We start from the raw sequence: 24,983 nt of genomic DNA, 5'->3' as shown, positions 1-24,983 counted from the left end.
GCCAGCGTCGGTGGCCTGAGTAAGCGTTGAACACTGTGCGCTTTATACTCATTTTACCTCATCGGAGAGCGGTTCGTCTAGCGTGGCGCGTCGTTCTATAGAAAAAAAACGCCCGCCCGCCAACTTTATGGTCCTTGCTCTCCCGAGCGTCGTGTTGATCGCTCTCGGTGGCCCCTATTATAGCTCAGGTTGAATCGGATGTCAAACATTTGTTCTACCTCGTCGAGCAGACTGGCCCGGGCGACGCCGATGGCGCTGTCGGAGCAGCAGGAGGGAACCCAGGGCCAGGAGAGCGCTGCCGGTCAGGGCCAGGGCGCTGGCCAGGCGGCGCCTGGCGGCTGGCAGGGGAGGGGCAAAGAGGGCGGCCCGCTCGGGATAGGGTCCCAACCGCGCGTTGGCCGGCAGGCGGAGGGCCAGTTGCAAGACTTCGGCCAGATGCAGGGCCTGGCGCGGCGTGCATTGGGCGATCTGCTCGCGGCAGCTGAAGCCGTCGGCGACGATCAGGGTTTCAGGGCGGGCGGAGCGCACTGCTGGTAGCAGCCGCCGCTCGCCAACCTGCAGCGAGAGCGCGTAGTGTTCAGCTTCGAAGCCAAAGGCCCCGGCCATGCCGCAGCAGCCGGCGTCGGGCACCTCGATCTGCAGGCCAAGTCGGCTCAGAAGCCTGCGCTCGGCGCCCACGTTCATGAGCGCGCGCTGATGACAGTGGGGCTGGAGCAGGACCTGGCCTTCGAGGCGGGGCCAGTGGTAGTCACTGGCCTGCTGCTCTAGAAATTCGCTCAGGAGCAGGACGCGCTCCTTGAGCTGTTGCGCTGCTGGGTTGGTCGGGAAGAGGTTGGGCAGCTCGTCGCGGAAGACGGAAACGCAGCCTGGCTCTAGCCCGACGATGGGTATCTCCTGGTCCAGATAGGGGCGCAGCACGCTCAGAATCTGGCGGAGCTGCTCTTTGGCGGTGGCGAGCATGCCGTAGTCGTAGAGGGGACGCCCGCAGCAAAGAGCGACCGGCGGTATTTCGACCTGGAAGCCCAGGGCTTCGAGGACTTCGACGGCGGCGCGTGCCGTCTCTGGGTGGAAGTAGTTATTGAAGGTATCGGGCCAGAGGAGGACGCGCGGCCTGGCGCTCCTGCCCGGTGGCTGTGGGCGCGCCTGGAACCAGCGGCGAAAGCTGAGCGGGGCCAGGCGTGGCAGGCGCCTCTCGGGAGCGATGCCGCAGGCGCGCTTGAGCAACTGGCTGAGCAGTGGAGCCTGAGTCAGCAGGTTGCTTAGCTCGGGCGCGCGTGCTCCTAGTGCGGCCCAGCGCTGGATGAGGCCAAAAAGGTAGGCGCTGGCTGGTCGCAGGCGGCCCGCGTAGTAGTGGGCCAGGAACTCGGCTTTGTAGGTGGCCATGTCGACGTTGACCGGGCACTCGCTTTTGCAGCCCTTGCAGGCCAGGCAAAGATCGAGGGCCTGACGAACTTCCTCGGAACGCCAGCCGCCGCGCAGGGGATCACCGTGGAGCATCTCGAAAAGCAGGCGGGCGCGCCCACGGGTAGAGTGGGCTTCTTCGCCGGTGACCATGTAGCTGGGGCACATGAGGCCACCGTCGGTGCGCCGGCATTTGCCAACGCCAACGCAGCGCATGACAGCATGGGCAAAGTCGCCACGGTCGGCGGGAAACTGGAAGTAGGTCGACCGTGGGCGTGGCAGAGGCAGGGCATGGCGCAGGTGCTCGTCGAGCCGGTAGGGATTGACGACTTTGCCTGGATTCATGCGCCCGGCGGGGTCCCAGATAGCCTTGAATTCGCGGAAGGCTGCCAGCAGTTCTGGCCCGAACATTTTAGGCAGCAATTCGGCCCGGGCCTGGCCATCGCCGTGCTCGCCGGAGAGCGAACCGCCGTAGCGCACGACCAGGTCGGCGGCCTCTTCCATAAAGGCACGAAACTGGCGGATGCCCTCCTGGCTCTCCAGATCGAAGCTGGCACGCATGTGGACGCAGCCTTCGCCGCAGTGCCCGTAGAAGTTGGCCTGGTAGCCGTAGCGGTCGAGGAGGGCGCGCAGGTCGCGCAGGTAGGCGCCGAGACGGCTCGGATGCACGGCGGAGTCTTCCCAGCCTTCCCATTTGAGCGGCTGGCCCGGCACGAAGGTGGAGGCGCCAAGGGCCGATTCGCGCACTTCCCACAAGGCTCGCGCTTCGTCCCGGTTGCTGCAGAGCTTCATCTGTGGGGGGGCACTGCCTCGCTGCAGGTGGGCCATCAGGGCGCGGGCCTGCTCTTCGGCCTCGGCGCGGCTCTGGCCCCTGAATTCGAGCAGTAACCAGCCGCCTCCGGCAGGAAGCAGGCGCAGGTGTTCGAGGTTGAGACCCTTGCGACGGCTATCGGCTACGAGGCCCTCGTCAAGACCTTCGAGCGCGATGGGTCGGAATTCGAGCAGAGCGGGTACCTCGTCGCAGGCGCGGAAGAAGTCCGGGTAGCCGAGGACCAGCAGGACCCGCTCCGGTGGACTAGGCACCAGGCGAACGGTGGCCGCGAGCACGGTGACGCAGGTACTTTCGCTGCCAACCAGGGCGCGGGCGACATGAAAGCCGTTTTCCGGGAGCAGTTGGTCAAGGTTGTAGCCAGAGACGCGGCGTGGGATGGCTGGGTAGCGCTGGCGAATGAGGTCGGCATAGCGGTCGCGCAGGGCCTTGAGGCGGGCGTAGATCTCGCCGCGGCGCCCTCCGGCGGCGATGATCTGGGCCAGCTCTTCCTCGCTGGTGCGACCAACGCGCAGGCGTAAGCCGTCATAGGTCAGGATTTCCAGCTCCTCGACGTTGTCGACGGTCTTGCCGCCCATCAGCGAGTGGGTGCCGCAGGAGTTATTGCCGATCATGCCGCCCAGGGTACAGCGATTGTGCGTCGAGGGATCGGGGGCGAAGGTCAGGTGGTACTGCTCGGCGGCCCGGCGCAGGTCGTCCAGCACTATCCCCGGTTCAACACGCGCCTGGCGCCGCTCAGGGTCGAGGCTGATGAGACGCTGCATGTAGCGCGACAGATCGAGTACGACGGCGAAGTTGCAGGTCTGGCCAGCGGTGCTCGTGCCACCGCCGCGCGCTAGCACGGGTACATCGTAGGCGCGGCAGACGGCCATTGCGGCGATGACATCGTTAGCGTCGCGGGGGAGCACGACGCCTAGCGGCACCTGGCGGTAGTTCGAGGCATCGGTCGAGTACATGGCGCGGCTACCGGCCTCGAAGCGTACATCGCCGCGTACCTGGGCGCGTAGGGCGCTGGCTAGCTCGTTGAGCCGGCCTGAGCTGCGCAGTTCTTCTCTCGGCTGCTGCTGAAGATGCTCCACGGCTCGATCTTCCGTCCTTCCTTCCTGGTCCTGATGGGGTCGCGGTCAGCAGGAGAGGATGCTGGCCCGGCCTGGTCAAGTTCCAGGCACCGCCTGCCTCAGATAGGGCGGGCGGGCGCCTGCAACGATTCGTGTGTTGGCCAGAGCCGCCACAGAGACAGGCAGCCGCTGGGTCGTTCCCGTTCCGCTTGTTATGAGAGCAGGCGCGCCAGCCGCTCCAGGAAGAAGGTGGTGAAGCCGCTGACGTCGACGGCGGTGGCCGCCAGAACGTTGGGCGGAGGCATTTGGGGCCGGTCATGGAACCGCGCCACAGTAGCTCCTTCGTTCTCTCTGCCGCTCAGTACGATGTCGACATAAGCCGGCTCCCAGCGGAGCAGCTCGGGATGAAGGGCGGCTGCCAGCGCCAGCGGATCGTGAAGGTGAAAGTGCTCGCTACCAGTTCGCGGGGCGAACTCTTCAAAATAGTGCGCGAGCATGGCTTCGAGGCAACGCCCGATGCGGCTCTCGGACCGACACAGGGGGGCGAACTGCGCCCGCGTCAGGCCCACCTGGCGGGTGGTATCGAGACTGACCAGGCGCAGGGGCCAGCCGGCGTGAAAGACAATATGAGCTGCCTCGGGATCGGCGTAGATATTGAATTCGGCGACAGGGGTGACGTTGCCAGGAACGCGCAGGGCGCCTCCCATGATGACAACTTCGCGCACCTGCTGGCTAATCTCTGGGGCCAGTCTGACGGCCAAAGCCAGGTTGGTGAGAGGCCCGACTGCGACCAGGGTGATGGCGCCTGGAGCGGCCTTGATGCGCTCGCTGAGAAAGATGGCTGCGGGTTCGGGAACGGGAAGCGTCGATGGCTCCGCCAGCTCGGCCCTGCCCAGGCCGTGCCGACCGTGTACCTCAACGGCATGGATCGGCTCGCGCACAAGCGGACGCGCCGCGCCCGCAGCAACGGGAATGTCTTCTCGTCCAGCCAGGGCCAATAAGGCCCGTGCGTTGCGTGTGGTGTCCTCTAGCGGAACGTTGCCGCTGACGGTGGTGACACCCTCCAGGTTGACCTCGGGCGAGGCCAGGGCCAGGAGGAGGGCCAGAGCGTCGTCGATGCCTGGGTCGGTGTCGATGATCAGGCGCAGTGGCTGCTCTCTTGACATGGTTGCTTCCTCCTGGTGCGTCGGCTGGCTGAACTGGCCGAGTGGACTACGGCGCTCATGGAGCGCTCCGGCTGTGCGGGCCTGGACCAGTGCGTGGCCGAGCTGTCTCTGTCGACTCTCGCTCTTTCTTCTTGGTGCTTGTGTAGGTAGCATATCCCTGGCGGCGGCCTGGGGTCAAGATCTCTTGCCATCTGGCAGCCCGCTGATAATCTCTTCTGCTTTCTCGATGGGGCCTCAACTGCTGGAAGCAATCAGTGTACATAGAGTATAATCTATTGTAGAATAGAGACTGATAAGGAAGTATGGCTTCCTGTGAGGAGAGAGTGACTCCTGTGATCTTGGCGGGTTCTGGACAAGAAAGCTGCCTCACTGGAGCAGGATTACTATGCTTTGATACTGGATTATGGAGAGCTAGAGGCTACAGAACGGAAAGGAAGATCTATGGAACCGTATCCTCCTCCTCCCTACCCTTACCAGACGCCTCCTGAGAGTAGTTCCGGACAACCACCGGCGATAGGCCAGGTACCAGCGCCTGGAGGCTTACTCTTGCCGCCCAGCTATGAGCAGTGGAAAGGGGCGGACCTCTACGCCCCGGCGGCAGGCACCTCTCGCACAGTGTCTCCTTATCCACCGGGGCCACTGCCTCCGCTCGGCTCCATGCAGGCATCCTCGCCAATGATCCCGACAGTAGGGGGAGCACCGGTGGTCTCGCCTCTTCAGCCGGCTCAAAGCCAGAGGCGCAATCTAACCTGGCTCTGGATCGTGGCCCTCATCGTGGCCTTTCTGGCTGGCCTGAGCCTGGGCGATGTCATCGGTACGCTGAGGGCTATATCCAGCGTCACCAGCACAGCTAATCGCTCTTCGTCACCGAGGGCAGTCAGTACCAGCGAGACGACTGCTCCGGCTCCTACCGCTACCGCGACGAGCAGCAGCTCCACCAACTCGCTGCCTACCCCAACACCCAGTCCTACTGCACCACCTAGTCCTACTGCCAGTATGGCCATTCATCATGGTATCGGCGAGGCAGTCAACTTTAATGACATCTGGCAGATCACACTGAACTCTGTTGAGACCTTGCCAGGCCAGGGCGAGGATCAACCCAAAGCTGGCGACCAGTACCTGCTGCTCGATGTGACCCTGGTGAATGTTTCCAATGATGAGCAGGTAGTGTCTGCCAGCTTGAATTTCACGCTGCGCGATTCCGATGGTCGTGAAATTGAGATGACCATTGTAGGGTTTGGCGACCTGCCACCGTCAGGTAAAGTGGAGCCAGAGCAGAAGATCCGCGGCACCCTGGCCTATGAGGTGCCGCTGGCCCAGCACGATTTTGTTCTCTCCTTCTCTGACATTATGCAGAGCGGTCAGGTCTTCTGGGACATTCATGTCTAGTCAACTCTAGTCAGCGACCTCCGGCTTCTAGCCGGAGGCTTGCGTCCCCTCTGGACTCTACCGCGCCCCGGCATACCTTTGCAGGTGTGCCGCTTTGGCTTCTTTGTCCAGGGCATCTGGGGCAGCCGACAAAAGCCCCGTCCTGATCCAGTCTTGCCGCCTCAAGAGCGTTCTTATAGTGATGTTTCTGGCACCCATCAGATCCGCATGCAGGTGGTAGCCACACTGCTGGCACACAAAGCCTCACCCCTTGCTTGGGCGGTTGGCATCGGCGGCATGCCCGCACCTGGGGCACTGCTTCGAGGTGTAGTCCGCATCCACTTTGATGGCCAGGGATCCCGAGAGTGCCGCCTTGTAGCTGATGAGCGCCTGCAACTCGGCAAAGGACCATTGGGAGGACAGACGATTGGCCGTGCGCGCCTTTTTTGAGAGGAGCCTGGTGCCCTTGCCCTGCTTCTTGGGCTGGTGTTTCTTGCACCTGGTGCGCTCCCGACGATCGGTGAGTTGTTCCAACCCGATCAAGGTGTCTGGATGCTGCTTGACGATCTGGGTGGCGATCTGGTGGTTGGCTTGCAACTTCAACCTGTCTCGCTCGTTGGGCGATGCGCCGTAAACGGCGTTTGGCGCCCCGAGTGCCTTTACGTTGCAAGCGTTTCCTGAGCCGCGCCTAATGGGTGGCTCGGTGTCTGACGCGTTTGCCTGGATAAAAGCGGGCCTTGCCCGTCGAGGTCGAGGTTACGGCGAGCTGGCGAATGCCCATCTCCATACCGACCACCTCTCTAAGATGTTCAGGAGTCGGATCAGCTACCTTGATCTCCAGGGACACCAGCAGATAGAGCTGTTTCTGAGGCTGATCATAGCAGAGTTTGGCATTCCCGATCCTGGCCTCCTCTCGGATGAGGGCCGTGTGCTTCTCATCGCCCTGGTAGGGGTCACTGATGCGTCCGGAGAGGGTACCAACACTGACCCGACTCTCACCTTGAAAGGTGTAATCCCGTTCATAGGTGTACTGAACCGTTGGGCAACTGGATTGCGGCGGCTGGTCCAGCCCTTTAAAGCATTTTTTTTCGTGATCTTAGCGCGACGACGCTCCACATTCTTCTTGTTGAGTTTCGTCCTTAAACCTTTGCAGGTCGCTGCAACCTGCCGTTCCACGCTACAGGCCAGTTGCGAGGGGAGATGGCAGCGGGTGCGCAACCCGGTAGACATCCCTTTGGGCAATCGAGTCACATTGCTTGTTTTGCCCTGCTCAAAAGCATAACGACTCACCGCGTTAAATAAAAGAGGGAAATCGGGAGCTATGGACCAATGCTGCGTCAGGACTGTAGGCGACCCTGCTGCGCTTCCCCATAGTAGTAGGCGCCCGCAAAGTCCGGCGCTGCCTCTTTCTTTTTGCCGCTCCAGGCGCTGATGCGGATCTCGTAGACGCTGGTACGCCTCAGTTCCTCGTCGGTGACAGGTCGATAGTCGCGTCCAGGCTCGAGATGCGGAGCATACTTTTTGAGCAGCAGATGGAGAGCGGCCCTGGCGCGCTCGCGGTCCTGGATAATGGCCCCCTGGCCAAAGACTACGACGCTGGCGTATTCGACGCTGAAGCCGAGGGCGGTCCTGGCTGGCAGGAGTCGCCCCATTTCGTAGACGGTGAAACAGACGCGCTGGCTCCCCTCGATGTTGCTGTGGGTGCGTCCGACTTGGGCAGTATGCAGATAGATGGCGTGGGCGGCTTCGTCGTAGACGAAAAGGTTGCTGTTGAGGAAAGGCTGCTCGCCGTCGACGGTGGCCAGGACCCCAACCGGGGCGCGTTTGAGAAAGGTGCTGATCCAGCCCTGGTCGTTGACGGCCCGATCGCGCCGGCGGATCTGATGTAGCTCTTGCTGCTCAGATTGCTCCATGTCCGTTGGCTCCTTTCTCTGGGTTCTGATCCTAGCATGCCCCCTGTTAGCTCGCCGGACAAGAGCCAATCCCAGCGGAGGTCGGTAGCCATTGAGGCCGGCGGCGCCACTGGCATGGCGCCGAGCAGTCAGAATGATGCCCTCACGGATGAACGCCGGCGAATGCCAGCGCAGCGGTCCCCTACTCGGGTCCTGCGGGCGAAGCGGCCGTAGCCTGGAGCGCCGACCAGGCCTGCCAAAAGAGGCCCGGTTTTAGAGAGGACGCCAGGGGGCGAATAGGATAAATGGGGAGACCGGGTCAGGCGCGTCGGACGCGCGGCCCCCGAGAGGCTGCGGGCCAGGGCAGGAGAGAGAACGATTTGACGTCCTGGCCTGGTCAGCCGTATAATCTTGGCCGATACCTCCCATCGTCGCAGAGGAAAACTCTTGACCCGGGGAAGCGGGCCAGGCGAGCCAATAGCTCGCAACCCTGTTCCCCGCCCGGTCCCCTGTCAGCCTGATAAAGGAAGGAAGCTGCGTTCATGCCAAAGCTCTACGGCTGGGTGCGCGAGGTGGTGCCCGATAGCCCGGCTGATCGCGCTGGCTTGCAGCCAGGCGATCTCATTCGCACCATCAACGGCCATCTCATTCGCGACCTGGTCGATTACCAGTTCTACAGCGCCGACGAAGTCCTAACCATCGTCTTCGAGCGCCAGCAGGAGCCGCACGAGGTCACTATTGAGCGCCAGGCGGGCGAGAGCCTTGGCCTGCTCTTCGGCGAGGAGCCGACCCCTTTTATTCGCCAGTGTGCCAACAAATGCGTCTTCTGCTTCATTAAAGGGCTGCCGCCGCGCTATGCGCCGCAGCCGGGGCTGCCACACGGCCTGCGCTCCACTCTCTATATCAAGGACGACGACTATCGCTACTCCTTCCTTTTCGGCAACTTCATTACCCTGACTAACCTCAAAGAACAGGACTGGCAGCGACTGGCCGAGCAGCGTCTGAGTCCGCTCTACGTCTCGGTACACACGACCGAGCCTGAGCTGCGGCGTAAGATGGTCGATGGGCCACGCGCCGGCGAGATTGTGGAGCAGATCCGGCGTCTTGGGGAGCTGCATATCACCTGTCACACTCAGCTTGTGCTCTGCCCTGGCATCAACGATGGCGAGCACCTTGAGCGCAGCATCGGAGACCTGGCTGCCCTGCGACCCATTGTCGAGTCGATCTCGGTGGTGCCCGTGGGCCTGACCAAATACAACAACCTGCTCAAAACTGGCGACCTGCCGCCGCTGCGCCCCTACACGCGCCAGGAAGGGGAGCAGATCATCGCCCAGGTTGAGAGCCATCAGCGCCGCTTTGCCGCCAGCCATCCGGAGGGCTATCCCTTCGTTTACCTCTCGGACGAATGGTACTATCTCACAGGCCGCGAGGTACCACCCGCCGCCCACTATGGGGACTACGCCCAGATCGAGAACGGCGTTGGTATGACGCGCTATCTCCTCGATCAGTGGGAGAGTGCCCGGCGGCGCCTGCCGACGCGTATGCCGCAGCCGCGACGGCTCACCCTGGTCACCGGCACAATGGCCCGGCCCATTATCGAACGACTGGCGGCCGACCTCAATCGTGTAGAAGATCTGGAGGCGCAGGTCGTCGCCGTCGAGAATCGCTTCTTCGGCTCCCAGGTCACAGTGGCGGGATTACTCTGCGGTCAAGACGTGCTTGCCGCCCTGCTCGACCGGCAGGATCTCGGCGACCTGGTTCTCTTGCCACGCATCATGCTCGACAACGCCGGCGAGCGCTTTTTGGACGATGTGACCGTCGAAGAGTTTCAGGAACGCTTGCCGGTCCGTTCGCTCTTTGTGCGCAATGTTCAGGAGATGGTGGCGGCGGTGCGCGAGCTGGCTGGCCTGCCGATGCCGCGTCTCTGGCCGGCGTTGGCGGCCCGCTAAGCGGGCGTCTGGGACTGTTCGGCCGGTTCTCCCTGGCGAACTGCCAAGGTGAGCAGACGCCGACTGGCCAGAGTAAAGGGGGCGCCCTGCTCGTCATAGGCTCTGATCTGGCTGAAACCGGCCTGGCGCAGCCAGTCTGCCAGCTCCGGCAGGGTCAGCAGACGCACAAAGAAATGGGTCTCGCGCTGGCCACCGGCCCGCAGAAAGACCCGCCTGGTGTGCAGGCGCCCACTGAAGACATCGTAGTGCAGCTGATCGATCATCCAGGCTCCGTCACGCTCCAGAACCCGCTCTGGCTGAAACTCACGCAGCAAGCGATCACGATTCTGCAGATCGAGCAGCAAGCGGCCCCCAGGCTGAAGGACGCGCGCGATCTCTGCCAGCACCTGGCGATTCTCCTCATCGCTGAAGTAGCCGAAGGATGTAAACCAGCTCAAGACAGCCGCAAAGCGCCCCGTCCACTCTGCTGGTAAGGCCCGCATATCGCCCTGCCGGTAGTCGACCGTTATGCCCAGCCGCTCGGCCTCAGAGCGAGCCTGATCCAGAAATGTCGCACTCTGGTCCAGCCCACTCAACAGGCAGCCGCGAGCTGCCAGCCGGTTGGCGATCCTGCCGTAGCCGCAGGCCAGATCGAGCAGCGGCGTGCCTGGCTGCAGCTCGAGCAACTGCCAGATGAGGGCTACCTCCCGCTCGCTGCGCTCCTCTGTCAGCATGGTATCGTAAAAATAGCGATAGTCGGAAGCTTCAAAGGTCCCTTCGACGTCGAACGCCGCCGAATCCAGTGAGTTGCTCATCGTGCTCCTCTCGCGAACAAAAAAATGGTCACGACCTGCCAACAGGGCTGGCGAGAACCAGCCCTGTAACCTGACTTAGCGGGACGGGGCCCCCGGGTCGTGCTCTCCCCCCAGGCGTAGCAGCAGCCAGGCGGAAGGCAGCAGAGCCGCCGCCAGCAAGAGCTTGAGCGTATCGCCGATCAGGAAGGGCACCATGCCGAGCAGCAGAGCCTGCCATGGTCCCATATGGAGAACCACCGCCAGCCAGGGCACGCCAACGGCGTAGATGATCAACGAACCAGGCAGCATGGCCAGAGCCGCCGTCAGATAGCGACGGTCCAGGCCGCGCTCGCACAGCCAGCCCGTTACCCAGGCAGCCAACGGGTAAGACCACAGGTAGCCACCCGTATAGCCGAGCAAGACCGCCAGGCCGCCGGCACCCCCAGCGAAGACCGGCAGGCCCACGGCCCCCTCTACCAGGTAGGCCAGCAGCGCCAGGGCTCCGCGGCGGCTACCCAGAACCGCCCCGGTCAGCAGGACACCCAGCGTCTGCAGCGTAATCGGCACCGGCGTAATCCAGGGAATATAAATAGAAAAACGGGCACATAAGGCCATCAAAGCGCTGAAGCCGAGAACCAGCGTTCCATCGCGCAGCAGAGCAGCCGAGCGTGACGGTGAGCGGGCCGGCAGCACGCGGTCGACCAGAGTCGTACCGGATAGAGAAGCCATCGAGGCACTCCTTTCTGAGGAGGGTGCTTGTCAATGATCTCGGGAGGGTGCAGCGCGGCAGGGAGCGAGCCAGGTCCAGCAAGCGGATGGCCGGCAGGTCCCTGGCTGCCCCCTCCGCAACCATTATAAAAAGCCGGCTCTGGCGTCTGCAAGCCGCCGGAGAGAGGGCAGGTGGCGGGTCGCCTCAGGGTTCCGACTGTCAGGCCAGCAGGGCGGCCCCCTCATTGCGCGGATCGTTGACCAGGCGCGAGACTGGGCGAGCCTGCATCTCCGTTGCCGGGTACGGGCGCAACAGGGGCAGGAGAGCCTCCGTCTCTTGCAGTCGTGGATCCAGCCAGCGCTCACAGGCCTCGCGCGAGAGAATCACCGGCATGCGGTTATGAATCGGAGCTAGCAACTCATTCGGCTCGGTGGTCACGATCGTGCAGGTGCGCAACGAGCGGCCATCGGGGGCGCTCCACTGGTCCCACAGGCCGGCGAAAGCGAAAGGCGAGCGGTCGCGCAGCGTAATATACATCGGCCTCTTCGAGCCATTCGTCTGCTGCCACTCGTAAAAGCCATCGGCCACCACCAGGCAGCGGCGGGTGCGCAGCAGGCGCTTAAAGCTTGGCCTTTCGGCCAGGGTCTCAGCCCGCGCGTTAATCATCCGGTTGCCGATGGCCTCCTCCTTAGCCCAGGAAGGGATCAGGCCCCAGCGCAGCCAGGCCATCTGGCGTTGCTGCTCGTGAAGGATGGCCACCACCTCCTGAGAGGGAGCGATATTGTAGCGTGGCTGAGCCTCCAGCGTCGCTGACACTCCGAAGATCTCAGCAATGGTCTGCAGGTCGGTAATCAGCGTAAAACGACCGCACATAGACACAACTCCTTCCTTAGCGGGCCGCCCGCTCCACCCGGCGGTGAAACGGGACAGATCCCAGGCACAACAATTCCCAGCCAGCCAGCCAGGTCCTCTTCCTTTCTTTCTCTATTCTGCGCGGCCTGGGGGCAAGTGGCAAGGGCGAGGCGAGGTGGCCAGCGCTCTCCTGCTCGCGACACAGCTTGCTCTGGACAAAGCCGGCCCGACCCTGCTACCATAACAGGCAGAATTCCCTAGCAGACGCTTAAGGAAGGAAGAGTTATCATGACGCAGATAGAAGCGTATATAGCAGAGCATGAGCAGCGTTTTCTAGAAGACCTCAAGGGGTGGCTGCGCATCCCGAGCATCAGCACGCTGCCCGAATATGCCGCCGATGTGAGGCGGGCAGCCGAGTACGCTGCCGCCCAACTGCGCAGCATAGGTCTCGACAACGTGCGCCTGATCGAGACCCAGGGCCATCCGCTCGTCTACGGCGAGTGGCTCCGGGCGGCAGGCAAGCCCACCCTGCTTATCTATGGACATTATGATGTCCAACCCGTTGATCCGCTCGACCTCTGGAAGACACCGCCCTTTGAACCGACCGTGCGTGGGGAGAACCTCTACTGTCGGGGAGCCTGTGACGACAAGGGGCAGACCATGCTGGTCTTCAAGGCCCTGGAAACTCTCATCACCACCCAGGGCGGGCTGCCTGTCAACGTGCGCGTCCTGATCGAAGGAGAGGAGGAAGCGGGGGGCCAGTCTATTGAGCATTACGTGCGCAGCTATCCTGAGCGTCTCAGCTGCGATGCCGTCTTCATCTGCGACACCCACATGCCGGCGCCCGATCTGCCGGCCCTCATCTCCGGCCTGCGCGGCATCATCTACACTGAAATCGAAGCGCGCGGAGCCATACGCGATCTGCACTCGGGCACCTATGGCGGCATTGCTCCCAATCCCTTTCACGCCCTGGCCCTCATCATAGCCGGCCTCAAAGACGCGCGGGGGCACATCCATATTCCCGGTCTCTACGACCGCCAGCGCGAGGCGCCGCCGCAGGAGCAGCGCTTCTGGCAGGAAGATCCTCTGCACCTGGCCGAGACCCTGCGCGAAGAGATGGGCGTAGCCCAGCTCTCTGGCGAGCCGGAGTATCCGCCGCTGCAGCGCATCTGGGCCAGGCCGACCCTGGAAGTGCACGGCTTTGTCGGCGGCTTCAGCGGGGAAGGGGCCAAAACCGTCATTCCGGCCACCGGCAAAGTCAAAATCAGCATGCGCATCCCGCCCGACCTTGGGCTAGGGGCCGAAGAAGTCTATCGTCTCTTCGAGCGGCGCGTCAAAGAGCTGGCGCCGCCCGACGTTGAGGTTTCCGTTCACCTGATCCACGCCGGGGATGGTGTTATTGTCTCGCCCGAGGCGCCGGTCATCCGGGCCGCCTCAGCGGCCCTGCAGGAGACCTACGAGCGCGAGCCGGTCTTTATCCGCGAAGGCGGCTCCATTCCCGTCGCCGCCCTCTTCAACGATATCTTGCGGGTCCCCATCGTCCTCATGGGCTTTGGCCTGCCCGATGACAACTTGCACTCGCCTAACGAAAAATACTCGCTCAAGCAATTCTTCAAGGGCGTGCGCACCGTCGCGCGCTTCTTGCAGCTCTATGGCGCCGGAGCCTGAGCGGGGGCAGACCAGGCCAGATGGGGCCTGCCTTACCCTGCCCTGCCTGAGCCTGAGCCTGAGCTGAGCTGACGGCCCCAAAAAAACAGGGCAGGAAAGGCAGCACCTCCGCGATGGAGGAAAGGCTACCTTCCCTGCTCTGTGACCTATCCGTTCCCGTGGCACAGATGGACTCGGTTCCGTTAGAGAGAGATCGCTATCTGGCAAAGATACACGAACCGACGATAGGGCCAGCGCGTCAGAGCACCGTCTTTGCGCGTGGGAGCAGCAAGCGACAGGACGGGTGGACGGACAGGGCGAAGGCCACGCCCTGGAAGAGTCAGCCGCGCAGGCGCTCCAGGACCGGTGGCTGGCGCAGCTTTGCGAGCGCGCCGGCTTCGATCTGGCGCACACGCTCGCGCGTAATCCCTAGCTCGCGACCCACCTGCTCCAGCGGATGGGCCTGGCCGTTGCCCAGGCCAAAGCGCAGCTGCAGAACCAGGCGTTCGCGCGGCGTCAGGACCGACTCCAGCACGCGCTGGACCTCGTCCTTCAGTGTCTGCGTTGTTGCAATATCTTCGGGCGAGGCGGACTCAGTATCGGCCAGCACATCGCCCAGCTCTTGCTCCTCATCCTCGCCGACGGGCAGCTCCAGCGAGACAGGCGCGCCCGGGGCCGATTGCAGCTCCAGCATGCGGATCGGGTCCAGCCCCGTAGCCTCGGCCAGTTCCTGCTCTGTCGGCTCTCGCCCCAGCTCCTGCAGCAGCCGCTGACGCTCACGGCGGATGCGGTTCAAAGCCGTATTCACGTAGACGGGCAGGCGGATCGTGCGCCCCTTGTCGGCCACCGCGCGACTGATGGCCTGGCGAATCCACCAGGTGGCATGGGTCGAGAAGCGATGGCCGCGCCGCCAGTCATAGCGCTGCACGGCACGGATCAACCCGATGTTGCCCTCCTGGATCAGATCGAGCAGGCTCAGGCCACGCCCAACGTAGCGCTTGGCGATGCTAACTACCAGGCGCAGGTTGGCCAGAATGAACTGCTTTTTGGCCTCACGGTCGCCCATCTCGATGCGCTTAGCCAGCTCGATTTCCCGCTCGTGCGAGATCATCGGGACACGCCCGATCTCCCGCAGATATGCCATCACGGCATCCGATTCGCCGGTGTCTAGAGCGCTCGTCGTGCTCTCGTCCCCGTAGTCGGCGCGGCGTCGGCGCCCACCGGAACGGCGTGGCGCAGCCCCCCGGGCCGCAGGCAGGGAAGGGAGAGAGAGCAGCGAGGCAGTGTCTTCTAGCTCAGGCGAACCTGGCAATTGCGTCAGATCTTCATGCATATCAGGCATCTCTTCTAACTCCAGGGCGGCTGGCTCCAGACCGCTCAGGTCCTCATCCAGCTCAGGCTCTTCGTCCTTGCCAGGTTCCTCCTCTCCATCAACAACAGCGTCGTCGTTGTCGTCATCAAAATCTATATATTCAAGATCCTTCGTAAGCAACTGATCAAGCTGCTTCTCCAGATCTGGATCGTCTCGTGTGGGCTGATCGTCTAAGGTAAGCGCATTTCCCGTGTCGGCACGCTCCAGGTCTAGCATATGCGCCCTCCATGAAAAGGTAGTGTCTATCTTAAGCAGCAAGATAGCGGCTGTGAGGCTGTCTGACCCTACACGCAGGGAAAGCGAGCCTTCGACCTGAGAGAGACCAGGTCTAACGCCGGGTAGGAGAAAAAGGTAAGACGAGACACGTTGCTTCTACCGATAGGAACACAGTACGGCCCAGAAATATTCCAGCGCTATACCAATTATACCCTAAAGGTTTCCTTCCGTGCCAGCCTGTGGCAGCACGGACGTTTTATTGCTGCTATAAGGGCAATAGCAGCCCTCAGTGCTAAAGCGGCAACGTTTTTCAACGTTGCAATCACTATTACATACGCTTGGAGGAGGGCTAAAGTGGCAAGGAACCCGAGGAGCCGGAAGCGGCCCCGGGGGAAGCGGCCCGCTCTGGCGCTTCGGGCTGGGGCTGTGCTCGCGGCTGTGGTGTGGCCTGGGGTGCCCGCAGGCGCCGCAGCAGCAGCAGCAAGCGGTAGCTGAGCCAGGTAGCCAGAGCCAGGGCCAGCAAGAGCAGCGAGACCATCCCCAGGATCTCGCCTACGGCCTCCCAACTGGCTCCGAAGAGAAAGCCGAGACTGAGCGGCAGGCCGACGCCGACCAGCTCGCCGAGCGCATCGAAGAGCAGAAACTTGCGGTAGGGATAGCGTTCCGCCCCCGAGAGGAGCGTAATCGGCACGCCGATAGCCGAGAAGACGGTGCGTCCGAGGAAAATCGCCCAGCCGCCGCGCTTGTGGAAGAGCTGGCGCGCGCGGCCGAGGGTCTGCTTTGGAATCCAGTGTTGAGGCGAGTGCTCCAGATAGTCCAGCAGGCGGCTTCCCCAGCGGCGACCGAGGCTATAGCCGACGCTGTCGCCGGCCACGGCGGCGCTCACGGCCAGCAGTGCCAGCAGCCCAAGGTTGTAGTCGCCCAGCACGGCGAAGGCGCCGGCGGCCAGCAAGAGCAGGGTAATCGGCAGCGGGATGCCTGCGGCCCCCAAAAAAACCAGGCCCCAGAGGGCTGGATAGCCGTATTCCTGCAGCCAGTTCACCAGGTAGGGAAGCAGGGCGCTCATAGCCGCTCTTCTCCCTCTGCCATCGCGGAGGGTACTGCTGGCCCCTGGCTGTTCGTTCTGGCGCTGGCTGGCGCCGGATGCCGCTGGCGATAGGTCTCAATGGCCTGCTGCAGCGTGCGAATCAGGTCGTCGACGGGTCGCCTGGTGCGCAGAGCCAGGGCGTGGAGGGTCAGGTGTTCGACAGAAGGCGTGGCGGCTATGTGCAGGGTCCGATACAGGTAGGTAGCTGGTACATGGTAAAGGCGAGCCACGTAGGGAATCGTCATCCAGGGGCGAATGCTGCGCACATCCCCCGCTTTCACTAAGGCGCTCTGCTGCTGCAGGTGCTGCACCGCGTGATAAGTTGAACTGGCGGCGTAGACCGTCGTACTGACGGCCAGGCAGAGCAGGAGCACCAGCCCAAGCATCTTCAGTTTCAGACTTAAGAGCAGGCTGCGGCCCGACATAGCTCTGGTAAGACTGAGGAGGAGGCCGCTGGCTTCCAGCGGCGATGGCCTCCTATCTCGATCTGCAAGGAAATCCAGCACCTTCTCTTGACGTCACAGAAGCTCTTTTCTAGAATAGCAGAAATGAGCAAGTATGCACAACCGCTAGACGTGGCGATCAAACGTGTGGACCCGACCCTGCCGTTGCCGACCTACGCCACCCCTGGCTCGGTGGGCTTCGATCTCCTCTGCCGCGAAGATACTGAGATCGCTCCTCGCGACCTCGGTTTCGTTCCCGGCAATGTCATTGTGCGTACACCACCGGGCTACCTGCTCCTGGTAACCCTGCGCAGCAGTACGCCGCGGCGCAAGGGGCTGCTGATCCCTCATGGAGTGGGCATTATCGATCAGGACTACTGCGGCGAGGGCGACGAGCTGCTGATCCAGGTCTATAATTTCCGCGATGAGCCTGCCCTGGTCAGGCGTGGCGAGCGTATCGCTCAGGGAATCTTTGTTCCGGTCGCCCTGGCCTGCTGGCAGGAGACTACGGCCCTCGGACCGGGGCGTGGCGGCTTCGGGAGTACGGGCGAATGAGGCCAGCGATGCAGGACTATTATTCGATTCTGGGCGTGGCCCCCACTGCCTCGCCCGAGGAGATCAGGCGTGCCTATCTGCGCCTGGTACGCCGTTATCATCCCGATGCCAACCAAGCCACTCCTGGCCTGCAGAGCGTGCATGAGCAGCAGATGAAGCTGATTAACGAGGCGTATGAGGTGCTGGGCGACCCGCGGCGGCGTGCCGCCTACGATGTGCACCGCGCTGCCGAGCTGCGCGTGCGCGCTCTGCGCGAGGCCCGCCTGAAATATCAGGCTCAGGCCAGTAAGCACGGCTCCTCCACTGAAATGACCTGGCTCGAAGGTCTGGTCGGCTTCGTGCGCGAGCTGAAGCGCAGCCTGCGCGAGGACTAGCCAATCTGGAGATGACGAGCACCTCAGTCCCAGCCACACCGACCTGCCGCCGCGGCCGGGCATCGAACGGTGCTGCAGGATGTGCGCGGAGTTCATCGGCAGGTCCTGGCTCTGGGTGCTCGCTCAGGAGTTTTCTGGCCTGGCACAGGCCGGCCCGCTCGCTCTGACCCTCTCCCTCGCTCCCGTGCGGACGAGGTCGCGAGGGAGAAATAACTGGCTGGCTGGTGAGCTGCTCGGCTCAGACCTCGGCCTCGGCCCGTTGCTCTCCGCTGGTTCCCAATCTGGCCAGGCCTTCGGCGATGGCTGTCACTACCCCCTGCTCAGCCGTTTCGCGTGCCACCCGCAGGGCGTTTTTGATCGCCTTGGCGTTCGAACGTCCATGGGCGATGACCGCTACCCCGTTAACCCCCAGGAGAGGAACTCCGCCGTATTCGGCATAGTCGAGGCGCTGGAAGAGCCGCTTCAGACTCGGCTTGAGCACGGCTGCTGCCAGGGTATTGAGAGGGTTGCTGGTCATCTGGCTACGCAGCATGGCAATCAGAGTTTCGGCCAGTCCCTCGCTGAGCTTGAGAACCACATTGCCCACAAACCCATCGCAGACCACCACCTCGGCGGCACCGGCGGGGATATGGCGCCCTTCGATATTGCCGATGAAGTTCAGTCCGAGCTGGGGGGCGCTCTCCTTGAGCAGGCGATGGGCTTCCTGCACCTGCTGATTGCCCTTGGTCTCTTCCTCGCCGTTGGCCAGCAGGGCTACCCGCGGGCGATTCATGCGGAAAATGCGCTCCATATAGACGGCGCCCATCAGGGCGAACTGCTGCAGGTACTCGGGCTTGCAGTCCGTATTGGCGCCCACGTCAAGCACCAGGGTCGTACCGGTGCGGGTGGGCATGACCGTGCCCAGGGCGGGCCGATCGACGCCGGCGATGCGTTTTAAGACAAACAGCGAGGCGGCCATCATGGCCCCGCTGTTGCCGGCGGAGACCGCTCCTACCACCTGGCCGGCGCGCACCAGCTCCAGGGCCACTACCAGCGAAGCGTTCTTCTTGCGCCGCACCGCGTTGGCCGGATGCTCGTCCATGGCGATGACTTCCGGGGTATGGGTGATCGCCAGATCGAGGCCGCGCGTGTCGTAGCGAGCCAGCTCGGCGCGGATCTGCTCCTCGTGGCCCACTAGCTGGACGCCGATGCCGTATTCACGCGCCGCTTCCACCGCTCCCTGGACGGTTGCCCCGGGAGCGTAATCTCCCCCCATTGCGTCGAGTGCGACGCGTACTTTCGCCTCCATTGCCTTGCTTTCCTCCGCTTGCCCTCAGTCTGCTCTGCTCTTCTTGTCCTTGCTCCTGTTGTCCTGGCCGCCTCTGCGCCAGCAGGGCCGCTTCACGGCTCGCCGATGGTCTTGCGCACCAGCTCGACTAGCTCGTCCAGGTTAAAGGGCTTCGAGACAATCTCTACGACGCCCGCGTCGCGGAAGGTCTGCTCTTCGTGGGCCACGTTGGGGTAGGCCGTCACGATGATGACAGGGATCTTCTTTTCTAGCCACATCTCCATCAACTTCAGCTCGTCCCGTCCGTCCAGATAGGGCATCATAATGTCGAGCAGGATCAGATCGGGATCGTGCTCGCGCACAGCGTCGTAGAAGCGCAGGCTCTGCGTCGTCATGTGGGTCTCGTAGCCCTCGTCGGCGAGCGCCTCGGTCAGGAGATCGGCGATGGTGGGGTCGTCATCCATAATCAAGATCTTTTTGGCCATATGACCAACAGCCCCCTCGTCTCTCGTCTCGTGATACTCTCTAACTAAACTACAGTCTCCTTTGTGCTACGATCGATCGATCGATCTTTGGCTCTCGCTCTCGGAGGAGAGCCGACCGCGCTCAGCGAGCAGGTACCTTTGACTGACTCTGCCTGAGTGGACCGGGTGGTAGATGCTCGTATAATTATAGCACTCTGCCACTGTCTTTAGACGTGTCAGCCGGGCCTTTTGCTCACGCAGTAGGACCTTCTGTCTGACGGTTCTGCTTTTTTGCTCTGGCCGGCACCGGAGCGCTTGGGCCGTCCAGGGGCTTGCCTCTCTCTGCCCTGGCTGGCCCTCTTCCTCTTTCCGCTCTCTGCTCAGGAAAGCAAGGCTTCTAAGGCGCTGCTGCTTTGGGCCATCAGTTCCTGCGTTTCCGCAACGATGGCTACCAGCAGGCGATAACGCTCATACTCGGCAGGTGATAGTTCCTGCCCAAGACGCTCCTGCAACCAGCGCGCACAGATCTGATAATGTCCGATACGGAAATGCCAGCAGTCGGGCGGCAGCCCTGCCAGGGCCTGGTGCCTGTTCAGCCAGAGGCGTCCGTCCGTGCTATAGTGCAGGCAGTCGAGGCGCAGCCGGGTGTTCTGGGCTGCTGGCAAGAGGTAGGCCGAAGGATGGGGAGGACTGATCTGCAGGTGCAGCTTGAGCAGGCGGCTGCCGATGCGGTAGAGCAGGCGGAAGGCGGTGAGATGGGTGGGCAGGGGAGAGCGCGGAAAGTCGTAGCTGAGCTGCTCGCTGTAGCGCTGGCGGTAGCTCGGCGCATGAAAAAGGGCGTAGAGGTAAGCCAGCACGGCTTCCGGTCCGAAGCTGGTGAGCAGGTCGCCGCTGCCCCAGGGCACAAAGCGCAGGTTGAGCCGCTTCGCAAGGTCTGCGATGAAGGCGGGTGCCAGATTTGGACGCATCCCTGTCGCTCCCGCTCCGTCCTCGAACAGGTAGAGGGGGAAGACGTAGGCGCACTCGCGAGTAGCGGTTGAGAGCAGGCACATGTCGGTCAGGGTCTGGCTGACAAAGACGTGGCGGAAGCTTCCCTGACTGAGCTGGCGCGTCGTGACGAGCAAGATGTTAGGTGGCCGGGCGTGGCGCATAAGGGCAAAGCGGTGGTCACCGGCCTCGATAGCCGGGGGCCAGTAGGCGATGCGGCGTGTGTCGAAGGGACGGTAGGCGTAGTCATGATAAAGCTGTTGGGATGGCAGCCCGCAGAGTTGGCGCAGGAGCTGAGCTTTGTGCTGCGGCGTACCGCGGCGACTCTCCGCGGCCTCGGGTGCTTCGCCGGTCCTCCGGAGCTGGTCCTGGCTGTAGCGGGCCAGATAGGCGGCGATCTGCTGGGCGATAGCCGTGTCGGAAGCGCCGACCAGTACCGCATCAAGATGGGTTTTGATGCCTGTGCCGTAGACGGGAAAGATCTCCGGAAGAGCCGGATAGCGCTCCCATTCGGATTGGCCGGCCAGGGTGCGCGGCACAAAAAAGTAGAGACGGGGCTGAGGCTGCAAGCCCTGCCAGGAAGTGCTGGCCAGGTCCATCCTCTCCAGATTGGTATACTTCTCACTGCGGCTGCCGCGCAGCAAGGCATAGTGGACCCTGGCCCGCCTGGAAACGCTGCACGAGCGCTGAACGGAGTCCCGACGCCTGACAAAAAAGCCGATCGCTACGCCCTGACGGATAGGAAAGACATTCTCATCTGCTCCGTCTGCAACCTGCCCCTCAGCGGCGACTCGCTCGCGCTGGTTGTTGCCGCACAGATCAAGCAGGTAGATCTCGTCAAAGCTGGCGAGCAGGCTCTCGCGCATGCGGCGATGGGTCAGGCCGTCGAGGTAGGTCCGGCTGGTGATAAAGGCCAGTAGACCACAGCCGGCTCGCTCGATGTACCACTGGGCGCAGCGCATAAACTTGATGAAGTCGTCGTCCAGGTTCAGCTTGCGTTCGCCCAGATCGCGTTTGTAATCCTGAAGGAGAAGGCGCAACCAGGGATAGCGCGTTGGTCGTCCGAAGTTCCCATAGGGGGGATTGCCAATCAGCACGGGCAGGCCCGTGCGCGCCGGCTCGCGTGCCAGCCAGAGCAGGCCATCCCCAAGAATAAGCTGAGGTCGACCTGGCCACCGCCTCAGGTCGTAGCCACAGGTAGCCAGCTTCAGGCCAAGACTGAGGTGGGCTACGAGCCAGGGGGCCGGTAAGAGTTCGTAGCCGCGCAGGTTGGGCAGGAGCCTTTCGCTCAGGAAGTGCCGCCAGTGGTCCGGCTCCGCCTGCTCTCCCTCCTGATGAGCCAAAAACTCTATCAGACCATGCAGGAAAGCGCCGCTGCCGACCGCCGGATCGATGACTTCGCAACGCCCCAGCTCGCTCAGGCCCCGGCGCAAGGCAAACGCCTGTTTCAGCAAGAAGTCGACGCTGCGCACCATGTACGAGACTACCGGCGTCGGTGTGGCGTAGATGCTCCCGGATCTGCGCAGGCTGGGACGATAGTTGCGCAAAAATTGCTCATAGCAGTAGATAAGTGGATCTTGCTTTAGGAGTTGCAGTGCGGGTATAGCCGCGCGCCTTGCGAGTTGCTCGCCCGCCGACGGGATGGAGGCCGCCGCGCTCAGCTCCTGCAGCTCAGCGATGGTTCCCGCCAGCTCTGGCGCCAGCAGCATCTGGCTGAAGGAAGATTGCAGCGGTGGGGGCAGCCAGGGCAGTACCTCTTCCAGCCCATTGCGCCCGCGCTCGTGGCTCGCTCCGGCCAGGACGGCGCTCAGGGCCAGACAGCAGAGACCTTGCGTATAGAGGTCGGCTCTCTCTGCCGGCGGCAGATCGAGTTGCGCCATTTCTGCCGCTGGTTCCCAGGCTCCTGCCCGCACGGCCCGCTCACAGAGCGGATACAGACGGCTCATGGCCAGGGCAGCAAACTGTCTGGCCAGACGATTGCACTGGCCAACGATCGCTGGCTGACGGCGATAGGGACGTGGGGAGAGGCCAGCCGGCCTTGAAACCGATGATAGGGATCGGGATGGCATCGCTCTTCTTCTCTTGGGCTCCTCTGGCCTGGGCGCAAGCTGGAGATCGTTCCTTCCGTCGAACGCGCCCAGGCAGGCAGATGCCAGACTCCAGTTTTGGTCCTGGACTGGCGTATGTCAATGCCGCTCTGAAATTATAAAACGCCGTGGTCCCTGGCTTGCGAGCATGGTGGCATTGCGCATCGCATCGGCTTCCGCCAGCAGGCAGGAAAGGTAAGCAACGCCTTGCGGCTCGCTCCTCTCAGCGCTACAATAGATGGGCGGCACTCCAGGCTTGACGACTCTTCCTCTCTGTCCTTGGACCCTGGGAAGGGAAGATGCTGAGGGAGAGGCCCTGTCTGAGCGAAGCTGCGCTGCCTTCCGTACAGACGCCCGCCCTCATGGGTCGGTAGGATAGCCCAGAGCCACAGAGGAGAAGCGACAAGCGTGCGGCAAGCACGGTGGGCCTGCTGGGGCCAGGGGGGGAAGACATGAGTCAGAAGGACCCGTTGGGCAGAGAGCGCGAGCTACCAGATGAGCTGTTAGGGCGCATCGTACTCGCGGAGCGCCGGCGCCGCGAGCGCCTTTCTCAGAGCACCACCTATCTGCCTGGCGTGCGTACGATAGGCGAACGGCTGGTGGCCTACCTTTGCCTGGCTCTTGAAGTCTGCGCCCTGGCTGCCTGGCTTCAGGTCCTGGCCGAGAGGCGTCTCTTCGGGAGCACGTTGCCGCTGGTGCCACTCTGGGCCCTCTTCCCGCTCGGCGCGGTTGTGCTCTGGCTCACGCGCCTCCACGAGCTGCGCCTTGTACGCCGGACGCCGCCGCTCGACGAGTTTGACCGGCCCGGGGCGCCGCTGCCGGGCTGGGGCCTTATCGCGGCCTGGCTGATCGCCAGCGTTCTCTATCTCTGCTGGCTCAACAACTACGCCGCCGTCTGGCCCCTCTATCATCCTGCCTGGTTGCTTACTCTGGGGAGCGACCTGCTCACCCTGCGGCCCGCCGCCTATCGCAGCCTCGCTGTTCTCCTCTGTGAAATGTTGCTCGTCTGGCGCGGCGCCAGACGGGCCCGGCAGGAGCCGGAGCCGGCCACGGTGCGCTGGGCCTTGAGCGGCAGTGGCCTGTTCATGCTGCTGGCGCTTCTGGTTCATCTCGGCGCGGACGGCGAAAGCGAGCCGGCCCTGGCTGAGGCCAGCACCGCGGTCTTCGTTCTGCTTGTCCCGCTCTTTGGCTATTGTGCTCTCCTGGGGCATGCCCTGGCGCAGGCCATTGCAGAGCGCCGTCGCCATCCTTTTGGACTCGAAGGCAGCGTCCAGGAACAAGAGCGGGCCGTGCTGCTCTTCTTTGTCGGCCTGGGTTTGCTCTTCGCCTTGCTCGCTCTGGCGCTCGTCTCTCTCTCGGGGGGAGGCCTTTTCGAGGTTCTGCGGCGCGGACTGACTCTGCTCTTGATCCCTTACGATTGGCTGGTACGAGCCCTGGCCCAACTCATCGTCTGGCTGCTCACGCCGATAGTCTGGCTGCTGCAGGCCCTGCATTTTCAAAGCAGGGGACTGGTCCTTCATTTCCCACGGGGACCGGGCCAGCCGGCCCTGAGAGCGGCGGGGGAGAGCGAGAATCTGCCAACGGGCCTGCTCCTGGCCAGTCGCCTGCTGATACTGTTGTTGCTGGCTCTGCTCGTTTTGGGCCTTGCGCGACTCATTGGGAAGACCTTACGTCAGCGACGGGTTCGCCTCTATAGGCGGCGCCAACTCGAGGAATATCGCGAGAGTCTGTGGTCGGCGGCGCTTTTCTGGCGCCAGACCCGGAACCTGCTAGGGAGCCTGCTGTCGAAGCTGAGGCGCCCTCTCAGGAGACTCGGCCGGCGGGTTGTGGAGGCCCGCCAGCGGCTAAAGCGAGACGGACGGCGAGGGCCTGCCAGAAGCCTGGAGACCATACGGGCCATCTATCGCGCTCTGCTGGAGGAGGCCCGCCAGCAGGGATATCCGCGCCAGCCCAGCGAGACGCCGCTCGAATATCAGCAGCGCCTCAATGCCGGGACCCCGCTGGCCGATCTGCGTCTGGAGCCCCTCACAGGGGCCTATCTGCGGGCACGCTATGGCCGGCATGAGCCTGACGGCGCGCGTTTAGCTCAGTTGCGAACTTACTGGGAGGAGCTGCGCAGCCGCTGGCGCCAGCGCTGACGGTCCGTTGGGCCACTGCTCAGGGCGGAGAAGAGGAGCGGCAGGGTCAGGGTAATGGGCGGCGGCAAGGCCCAGGTGAACGACCTCCGTGCTGGGGACGCCAGCCATCAGTCAACGAGAGAGCTGGCGCAAGGGAGCAGCAGGAGGTGGGCAGGCAGGCAGGAGGGCGAAAAAAAGCCTGAAGGGGAGGCACCCTTCAGGCTTCCAAAGTAACCACCCTCACCACGTTGCGCCGATCCGTGTCGAGCAAGTAGTAGTAGTGAGATGACGGAGAACTGCCCAGAGAGACGTGCCACCCTGCCACGTTACCTGACCCCAGGAGTCCCGTTTCTCTACTATCCCCCCACGT

20 protein-coding genes are annotated in these 24,983 nt (G+C 63.1%); 6 read left to right on the top strand and 14 right to left on the bottom strand.

The genetic code is table 11. From position 1 onward, the window contains the following. Positions 1–201: 201 nt before the first annotated feature. Together ACFMO7_RS19705 and ACFMO7_RS19700 are read right to left on the bottom strand one after the other, a co-directional pair. Positions 202–3,309 (bottom strand): FAD-binding and (Fe-S)-binding domain-containing protein, encoded by a 3,108-nt coding sequence (locus ACFMO7_RS19705; protein WP_376797193.1) that lies wholly within the window; start codon positions 3,307–3,309, stop codon positions 202–204. A 191-nt stretch (positions 3,310–3,500) separates the two neighbouring features. Continuing rightward, positions 3,501–4,454, bottom strand: a complete 954-nt coding sequence (locus tag ACFMO7_RS19700) for a nucleoside hydrolase (RefSeq protein WP_376797192.1) — start codon at positions 4,452–4,454, stop codon at positions 3,501–3,503. 441 nt (positions 4,455–4,895) lie between these two features. Between ACFMO7_RS19700 and ACFMO7_RS19695 the strand changes: the two genes are divergently transcribed. After that, positions 4,896–5,843: a DUF4352 domain-containing protein gene (locus ACFMO7_RS19695; protein ID WP_376797191.1), complete on the top strand. Its 948-nt coding sequence runs from the start codon at positions 4,896–4,898 to the stop codon at positions 5,841–5,843. Positions 5,844–6,086: 243 nt separating this feature from the next. Here the strand turns inward: ACFMO7_RS19695 and ACFMO7_RS19690 are convergent, their stop codons facing one another. The 3 genes from ACFMO7_RS19690 to ACFMO7_RS19680 all read right to left on the bottom strand — a co-directional run bounded on the left by ACFMO7_RS19690 (position 6,087) and on the right by ACFMO7_RS19680 (position 7,735). Next, entirely contained in the window at positions 6,087–6,425 is a 339-nt protein-coding gene (locus ACFMO7_RS19690) for a zinc ribbon domain-containing protein (RefSeq protein WP_376797190.1), read from the bottom strand. An 85-nt stretch (positions 6,426–6,510) separates the two neighbouring features. Further along, complete coding sequence (locus ACFMO7_RS19685) at positions 6,511–6,669, bottom strand: hypothetical protein (RefSeq protein ID WP_376797189.1); 159 nt, start codon at positions 6,667–6,669, stop codon at positions 6,511–6,513. A gap of 490 nt (positions 6,670–7,159) precedes the next feature. Then, positions 7,160–7,735, bottom strand: a complete 576-nt coding sequence (locus tag ACFMO7_RS19680; protein ID WP_376797188.1) for a pyridoxamine 5'-phosphate oxidase family protein — start codon at positions 7,733–7,735, stop codon at positions 7,160–7,162. Between the two features lie 521 nt (positions 7,736–8,256). Between ACFMO7_RS19680 and ACFMO7_RS19675 the strand changes: the two genes are divergently transcribed. Further along, positions 8,257–9,663 (top strand): DUF512 domain-containing protein, encoded by a 1,407-nt coding sequence (locus ACFMO7_RS19675; protein WP_376797187.1) that lies wholly within the window; start codon positions 8,257–8,259, stop codon positions 9,661–9,663. Here the strand turns inward: ACFMO7_RS19675 and ACFMO7_RS19670 are convergent. The 3 genes from ACFMO7_RS19670 to ACFMO7_RS19660 form a co-directional block, all read right to left on the bottom strand. Continuing rightward, entirely contained in the window at positions 9,660–10,457 is a 798-nt protein-coding gene (locus tag ACFMO7_RS19670; RefSeq protein WP_376797186.1) for a methyltransferase domain-containing protein, read from the bottom strand. The two genes, ACFMO7_RS19675 and ACFMO7_RS19670, sit on opposite strands and share 4 nt — an antisense overlap. Positions 10,458–10,532: 75 nt before the next feature. Then, entirely contained in the window at positions 10,533–11,165 is a 633-nt protein-coding gene (locus ACFMO7_RS19665; RefSeq protein ID WP_376797185.1) for a biotin transporter BioY, read from the bottom strand. A 199-nt stretch (positions 11,166–11,364) separates the two neighbouring features. Further along, positions 11,365–12,018 carry an SOS response-associated peptidase gene (locus tag ACFMO7_RS19660; protein WP_376797184.1) on the bottom strand — a complete coding sequence of 218 codons (654 nt, stop codon included), beginning with the start codon at positions 12,016–12,018 and terminating at the stop codon, positions 11,365–11,367. A 267-nt stretch (positions 12,019–12,285) separates the two neighbouring features. Here ACFMO7_RS19660 and ACFMO7_RS19655 point away from each other — a divergent pair, with 267 nt between their 5' ends. Then, complete coding sequence (locus ACFMO7_RS19655; protein ID WP_376797183.1) at positions 12,286–13,665, top strand: dipeptidase; 1,380 nt, start codon at positions 12,286–12,288, stop codon at positions 13,663–13,665. Between the two features lie 319 nt (positions 13,666–13,984). Here the strand turns inward: ACFMO7_RS19655 and ACFMO7_RS19650 are convergent, their stop codons facing one another. The 3 genes from ACFMO7_RS19650 to ACFMO7_RS19640 all read right to left on the bottom strand — a co-directional run bounded on the left by ACFMO7_RS19650 (position 13,985) and on the right by ACFMO7_RS19640 (position 16,705). Beyond that, positions 13,985–15,232, bottom strand: coding sequence for a sigma-70 family RNA polymerase sigma factor (locus ACFMO7_RS19650; protein ID WP_376797182.1), 1,248 nt, complete (start codon positions 15,230–15,232; stop codon positions 13,985–13,987). 349 nt (positions 15,233–15,581) lie between these two features. After that, complete coding sequence (locus tag ACFMO7_RS19645) at positions 15,582–16,298, bottom strand: DedA family protein (RefSeq protein ID WP_376797181.1); 717 nt, start codon at positions 16,296–16,298, stop codon at positions 15,582–15,584. Continuing rightward, the gene (locus ACFMO7_RS19640; protein WP_376797180.1) at positions 16,295–16,705 is read right to left on the bottom strand and encodes a hypothetical protein; all 411 of its coding nucleotides are present in this window, start codon (positions 16,703–16,705) and stop codon (positions 16,295–16,297) included. The genes ACFMO7_RS19645 and ACFMO7_RS19640 overlap by 4 nt, the downstream gene beginning before the upstream one ends. A gap of 162 nt (positions 16,706–16,867) precedes the next feature. On the opposite strand from ACFMO7_RS19640, the gene ACFMO7_RS19635 reads away from it, so the two are divergent. After that, positions 16,868–17,317 (top strand): dUTP diphosphatase, encoded by a 450-nt coding sequence (locus ACFMO7_RS19635; protein WP_376797179.1) that lies wholly within the window; start codon positions 16,868–16,870, stop codon positions 17,315–17,317. 8 nt (positions 17,318–17,325) lie between these two features. After that, positions 17,326–17,691, top strand: coding sequence for a J domain-containing protein (locus ACFMO7_RS19630; RefSeq protein ID WP_376797178.1), 366 nt, complete (start codon positions 17,326–17,328; stop codon positions 17,689–17,691). Between the two features lie 238 nt (positions 17,692–17,929). Here ACFMO7_RS19630 and plsX read toward each other — a convergent pair whose 3' ends face one another. From plsX to ACFMO7_RS19615, 3 genes are all read right to left on the bottom strand, one after another. Further along, entirely contained in the window at positions 17,930–18,979 is a 1,050-nt protein-coding gene (plsX, locus tag ACFMO7_RS19625) for a phosphate acyltransferase PlsX (protein ID WP_376797177.1), read from the bottom strand. A 92-nt stretch (positions 18,980–19,071) separates the two neighbouring features. Continuing rightward, entirely contained in the window at positions 19,072–19,443 is a 372-nt protein-coding gene (locus ACFMO7_RS19620) for a response regulator (RefSeq protein WP_069805377.1), read from the bottom strand. 359 nt (positions 19,444–19,802) lie between these two features. After that, complete coding sequence (locus ACFMO7_RS19615; RefSeq protein ID WP_376797176.1) at positions 19,803–22,478, bottom strand: type ISP restriction/modification enzyme; 2,676 nt, start codon at positions 22,476–22,478, stop codon at positions 19,803–19,805. Between the two features lie 470 nt (positions 22,479–22,948). Here ACFMO7_RS19615 and ACFMO7_RS19610 point away from each other — a divergent pair, with 470 nt between their 5' ends. Then, positions 22,949–24,634 carry a DUF4129 domain-containing protein gene (locus ACFMO7_RS19610; protein ID WP_376797175.1) on the top strand — a complete coding sequence of 562 codons (1,686 nt, stop codon included), beginning with the start codon at positions 22,949–22,951 and terminating at the stop codon, positions 24,632–24,634. Positions 24,635–24,983 lie beyond the last annotated feature (349 nt).

It is taken from the genome of Thermogemmatispora sp. (assembly GCF_042408735.1).
Classification (GTDB): domain Bacteria; phylum Chloroflexota; class Ktedonobacteria; order Ktedonobacterales; family Ktedonobacteraceae; genus Thermogemmatispora.
This window is presented reverse-complemented; position numbering and strand designations above follow the sequence as displayed.

Coding starts and splice junctions, on each gene's coding strand:
- ACFMO7_RS19700 (WP_376797192.1), bottom strand. CDS start 4,454: ATGTCAAGAGAGCAGCCACTGCGCCTGATCATCGACACCGACCCAGGC.
- ACFMO7_RS19695 (WP_376797191.1), top strand. CDS start 4,896: ATGGAACCGTATCCTCCTCCTCCCTACCCTTACCAGACGCCTCCTGAG.
- ACFMO7_RS19680 (WP_376797188.1), bottom strand. CDS start 7,735: ATGGAGCAATCTGAGCAGCAAGAGCTACATCAGATCCGCCGGCGCGAT.
- ACFMO7_RS19675 (WP_376797187.1), top strand. CDS start 8,257: ATGCCAAAGCTCTACGGCTGGGTGCGCGAGGTGGTGCCCGATAGCCCG.
- ACFMO7_RS19670 (WP_376797186.1), bottom strand. CDS start 10,457: ATGAGCAACTCACTGGATTCGGCGGCGTTCGACGTCGAAGGGACCTTT.
- ACFMO7_RS19665 (WP_376797185.1), bottom strand. CDS start 11,165: ATGGCTTCTCTATCCGGTACGACTCTGGTCGACCGCGTGCTGCCGGCC.
- ACFMO7_RS19660 (WP_376797184.1), bottom strand. CDS start 12,018: ATGTGCGGTCGTTTTACGCTGATTACCGACCTGCAGACCATTGCTGAG.
- ACFMO7_RS19655 (WP_376797183.1), top strand. CDS start 12,286: ATGACGCAGATAGAAGCGTATATAGCAGAGCATGAGCAGCGTTTTCTA.
- ACFMO7_RS19650 (WP_376797182.1), bottom strand. CDS start 15,232: ATGCTAGACCTGGAGCGTGCCGACACGGGAAATGCGCTTACCTTAGAC.
- ACFMO7_RS19645 (WP_376797181.1), bottom strand. CDS start 16,298: ATGAGCGCCCTGCTTCCCTACCTGGTGAACTGGCTGCAGGAATACGGC.
- ACFMO7_RS19640 (WP_376797180.1), bottom strand. CDS start 16,705: ATGCTTGGGCTGGTGCTCCTGCTCTGCCTGGCCGTCAGTACGACGGTC.
- ACFMO7_RS19635 (WP_376797179.1), top strand. CDS start 16,868: ATGAGCAAGTATGCACAACCGCTAGACGTGGCGATCAAACGTGTGGAC.
- ACFMO7_RS19630 (WP_376797178.1), top strand. CDS start 17,326: ATGCAGGACTATTATTCGATTCTGGGCGTGGCCCCCACTGCCTCGCCC.
- plsX (WP_376797177.1), bottom strand. CDS start 18,979: ATGGAGGCGAAAGTACGCGTCGCACTCGACGCAATGGGGGGAGATTAC.
- ACFMO7_RS19620 (WP_069805377.1), bottom strand. CDS start 19,443: ATGGCCAAAAAGATCTTGATTATGGATGACGACCCCACCATCGCCGAT.
- ACFMO7_RS19615 (WP_376797176.1), bottom strand. CDS start 22,478: ATGCCATCCCGATCCCTATCATCGGTTTCAAGGCCGGCTGGCCTCTCC.
- ACFMO7_RS19610 (WP_376797175.1), top strand. CDS start 22,949: ATGAGTCAGAAGGACCCGTTGGGCAGAGAGCGCGAGCTACCAGATGAG.